Annotated in this window: 4 protein-coding genes; all 4 read right to left on the bottom strand. The window is 75.9% G+C overall.

Translation table 11 applies throughout. The annotated features are described in order from the left end of the window. Positions 1 to 226 precede the first annotated feature (226 nt). A complete protein-coding gene (gene aroQ / locus FOE67_RS20805) occupies positions 227 to 700 on the bottom strand; it encodes a type II 3-dehydroquinate dehydratase (protein WP_182666364.1) in 474 nt (157 codons plus the stop codon). Next, positions 697 to 1,803: a 3-dehydroquinate synthase gene (gene aroB / locus FOE67_RS20800; RefSeq protein WP_182666363.1), complete on the bottom strand. Its 1,107-nt coding sequence runs from the start codon at positions 1,801 to 1,803 to the stop codon at positions 697 to 699. Before aroB ends, aroQ begins: the two co-directional genes overlap by 4 nt. Next, the gene (locus tag FOE67_RS20795; protein WP_323385181.1) at positions 1,800 to 2,297 is read right to left on the bottom strand and encodes a shikimate kinase; all 498 of its coding nucleotides are present in this window, start codon (positions 2,295 to 2,297) and stop codon (positions 1,800 to 1,802) included. The genes aroB and FOE67_RS20795 overlap by 4 nt, the downstream gene beginning before the upstream one ends. 107 nt (positions 2,298 to 2,404) lie before the next feature. After that, positions 2,405 to 3,264 (bottom strand): chorismate synthase (gene aroC / locus FOE67_RS20790; RefSeq protein ID WP_182666361.1); only part of this gene is annotated, 860 nt, incomplete at its 5' end.

Here is a 3,264-nt window from a genome sequence, read left to right as displayed (position 1 = left end):
GCCGTTCGGGGCGAAAGGGGGGCCCGGGACCCCTCCGGGGTGATGCATCCGCTGTCGCTCCGTGGTGTCGCGTGCGGGACCGGCGGGCGCTCCGGTCCCTCGGGTGTCGGGGTGGGGAGGGCCGACGGCAGCCCTCCCGGAGGGGACGTCCGGAGCACCCCCCGGGGTTCCCGGCCGGTCCCGCGGGTTCGCCGGGCCGGGCCGGGTCGGGGCGCCGGCCCGGGGCTCAGCCGCCGGTGGTCGACCGGGGGCGCGCGTCCTGTCCGGCGAGGGCGCGCAGGGCCAGCAGGTAGGAGTCCGGGCCGAAGCCGGCGATGGTGCCGGAGGCCACCGCCCCCACCACCGAGGTGTGCCGGAAGGACTCGCGGGCGTGGGGGTTGGAGATGTGCACCTCGATCAACGGGGCGGTGCGCTGGGCGGCGGCGTCCCGCATCCCGTAGGAGTAGTGGGTGAACGCGCCGGGGTTGAGGACCACCGGAAGCCGGCCGTCGGCGGCCTCGTGGAGCCAGCGGATCATCTCGCCCTCGTCGTTGGTCTCCCGCACCTCGACCGCCAGGCCCAGCTCCCGCCCGAGGGCGGTGCAGCGTTCCACCAGATCGGCGTAGGAGACCGAGCCGTAGACATCGGGCTCCCGGGAACCCAGGCGCCCGAGGTTGGGACCGTTGAGGACCAGCACGCGGCGGGTGTCCGGGGCGCTCATTCGGCGATCTCCGCGTGGGCGGCCAGCAGCAGGGCCGGGTCGGGCGCCTCCAGCACGGTGGGGCGGGCCAGGCCCTCCAGCACGATGAAGCGCAGCCGGTCGCCGCGCGACTTCTTGTCCACCCGCATGGTCTCCAGCAGTCGGGGCCACTGGTCGCCGCGGTAGGTCAGGGGCAGGCCGAGGGACTCCAGGACACTGCGGTGGCGGTCGGCGGTGGCGTCGTCGAGCCGGCCGGCGATCCGGGCCAGTTCGGCGGCGAAGACCAGGCCGACGGAGACCGCGGCCCCGTGCCGCCAGCGGTAGCGCTCGTTCTTCTCGATGGCGTGGGCCAGGGTGTGGCCGTAGTTGAGGATCTCCCGACGCCCGGACTCGCGCAGGTCACCGGCGACCACGTCGGCCTTGACCCGGATGGAGCGCTCGATCAGCTCCACGGTGTGCGGGCCGGCGGGGGTGCGGGCCCCGGCGGGATCGTCCTCGATGAGGTCGAGGATGGTGGGGTCGGCGATGAACCCGGCCTTGACCACCTCGGCCAGCCCGGCGACGTACTCGTGGCCGGGCAGGGAGTCCAGCGCCGCCAGGTCGCACAGCACCCCGGTCGGGGGATGGAAGGCCCCCACCAGGTTCTTGCCCTCGGCGGTGTTGATACCGGTCTTGCCCCCGACGGCCGCGTCGACCATGCCCAGCACGGTGGTGGGCACCGCCACCCAGCGCACCCCGCGCAGCCAGGTCGCCGCGACGAAGCCCGCCAGGTCGGTGGTGGCCCCGCCGCCCACGCCGACGATCGCGTCGGTGCGGGTGAAACCGGACTGCCCGAGCACCGACCAGCAGTAGGCGGCGACCTCGGCGCTCTTGGCGTCCTCGGCGTTGGGCACCTGGACGGCGACCGCCTCCAGGCCCTGCTCGGCGAGGTCGGCGCGGATCGCCTGCCCGGTCTCGTCCAGGGCCTCGGGATGGATCACCGCCACCCGGCGGACCTCGGGGCCCAGCAGCCCGGGGAGTTCCCCGAGCAGGCGGCGCCCGATCACCACGTCGTAGGGGGCGGTGCCGGCGCTGCCGCCGACGGTCAGGCGGATGGGGGCGGCCGGCGACTGGTCGGCGGTCATGCGCGGGTGGGCTCCAATGCGTCGAGAACGGCGTCGGCGACCTGTTCGGGGGTGAGGCCGTCGGTGGCCACGACCACCCGGGCCACCCCGGTGTACAGCGGCCGGCGGTGCTCCATCAGGGTGCGCCACTGCTGCCGGGGGTTGACCGCCAGCAGGGGGCGCGCGGTGTCCAGGCCCACCCGCCGCACGGCGTCGGCGAGGGCCACGTCGAGGAAGACCACGGGGCGGCCGGTCAGCAGCCTGCGGGTGGATTCGCGCAGCACCGCGCCCCCGCCCAGGGCGAGGACCCCGGGGTGCTCGCGCACCGCGTTCTCGACCGCGGCGGCCTCCAGCTCGCGGAAGTGCTCCTCGCCGTGGTCGACGAAGATGTCCGCGACGCTCCGGCCGGCCCGCTCGGCGACGTCCGCGTCGGTGTCCCGCAGCGCGACCCCCAGCCGCTCGGCCAGGAGCGCGCCCACGGTGGACTTCCCGGCCCCGGGCGGGCCGACCAGGATGACCCGCGGCCCCTCGGAGGGCCGATCTGGCCGGTCGGGCCGGTCGGGCCGGTCGGGCCGGTCGGGCCGGTCGGGCCGGTCGGGCCGGTCGGGGTGGTCGGCGGCGGTCACCGGATCGCCAGGGCGTCGAGGTAGCCGCGCAGGTTGCGACGGGTCTCCACCACGTGGTCGCCGCCGAACTTCTCCATCAGCGCGTCGGCCAGCACCAGCGCCACCATGGCCTCGGCCACGATCCCGGCGGCCGGCACCGCGCACACGTCCGAACGCTGGTGGTGGGCCCGGGCCGGCTCCCCGGTGGTCACGTCCACCGTGGCCAGGGCGCGCGGCACGGTGGCGATGGGCTTCATCGCCGCCCGCACCCGCAACAACTCACCGGTGGACAGGCCGCCCTCGGTGCCGCCCGAGCGTCCCGAGGCCCGACGGATGCCGTCCTCGCCGGGCACGATCTCGTCGTGCGCCTCGGAACCGGGTACCCGGGCCAGTTCGAAGCCGTCGCCGACCTCCACGCCCTTGATCGCCTGGATACCCATCAGCGCCCCGGCCAGGCGGGCGTCCAACCGGCGGTCCCAGTGCACGTGGGAGCCCAGCCCCACCGGCACGCCGTACGCCAGCACCTCGACCACCCCGCCCAGGGTGTCGCCGTCCTTGTGCGCGCGGTCGATCTCCTCGACCATCGCCCCACTCGCCCCGGGGTCCGCGCAGCGCACCGGGTCGGCGTCCAGCCGCGCGGTGTCGTCGGGGCCCGGCAGCACCCCGCCCGGGGCACGGGCCGCGCCCAGTTCCACGACGTGGCTGACGATCGCGATGCCGGCGATCTCGGCCAGCAGGGAACGGGCCACCGTGCCCAGCGCCACCCGGGCCGCGGTCTCCCGCGCCGAGGCGCGCTCCAGGATCGGCCGGGCCTCGTCGAACCCGTACTTCTGCATCCCCGCCAGGTCGGCGTGACCGGGGCGGGGGCGGGTCAGGG

The organism is Streptomyces calidiresistens, from assembly GCF_014141525.1.
GTDB lineage: Bacteria > Actinomycetota > Actinomycetes > Streptomycetales > Streptomycetaceae > Streptomyces > Streptomyces calidiresistens.
Note: the sequence above shows the minus strand (reverse complement) of the source record. Positions and strands in the feature narration are given on the sequence as shown.

Bases quoted from the DNA above. Each gene is read 5' to 3' on its own strand.
- aroQ (WP_182666364.1), bottom strand. From the start codon at position 700: ATGAGCGCCCCGGACACCCGCCGCGTGCTGGTCCTCAACGGTCCCAAC.
- aroB (WP_182666363.1), bottom strand. From the start codon at position 1,803: ATGACCGCCGACCAGTCGCCGGCCGCCCCCATCCGCCTGACCGTCGGC.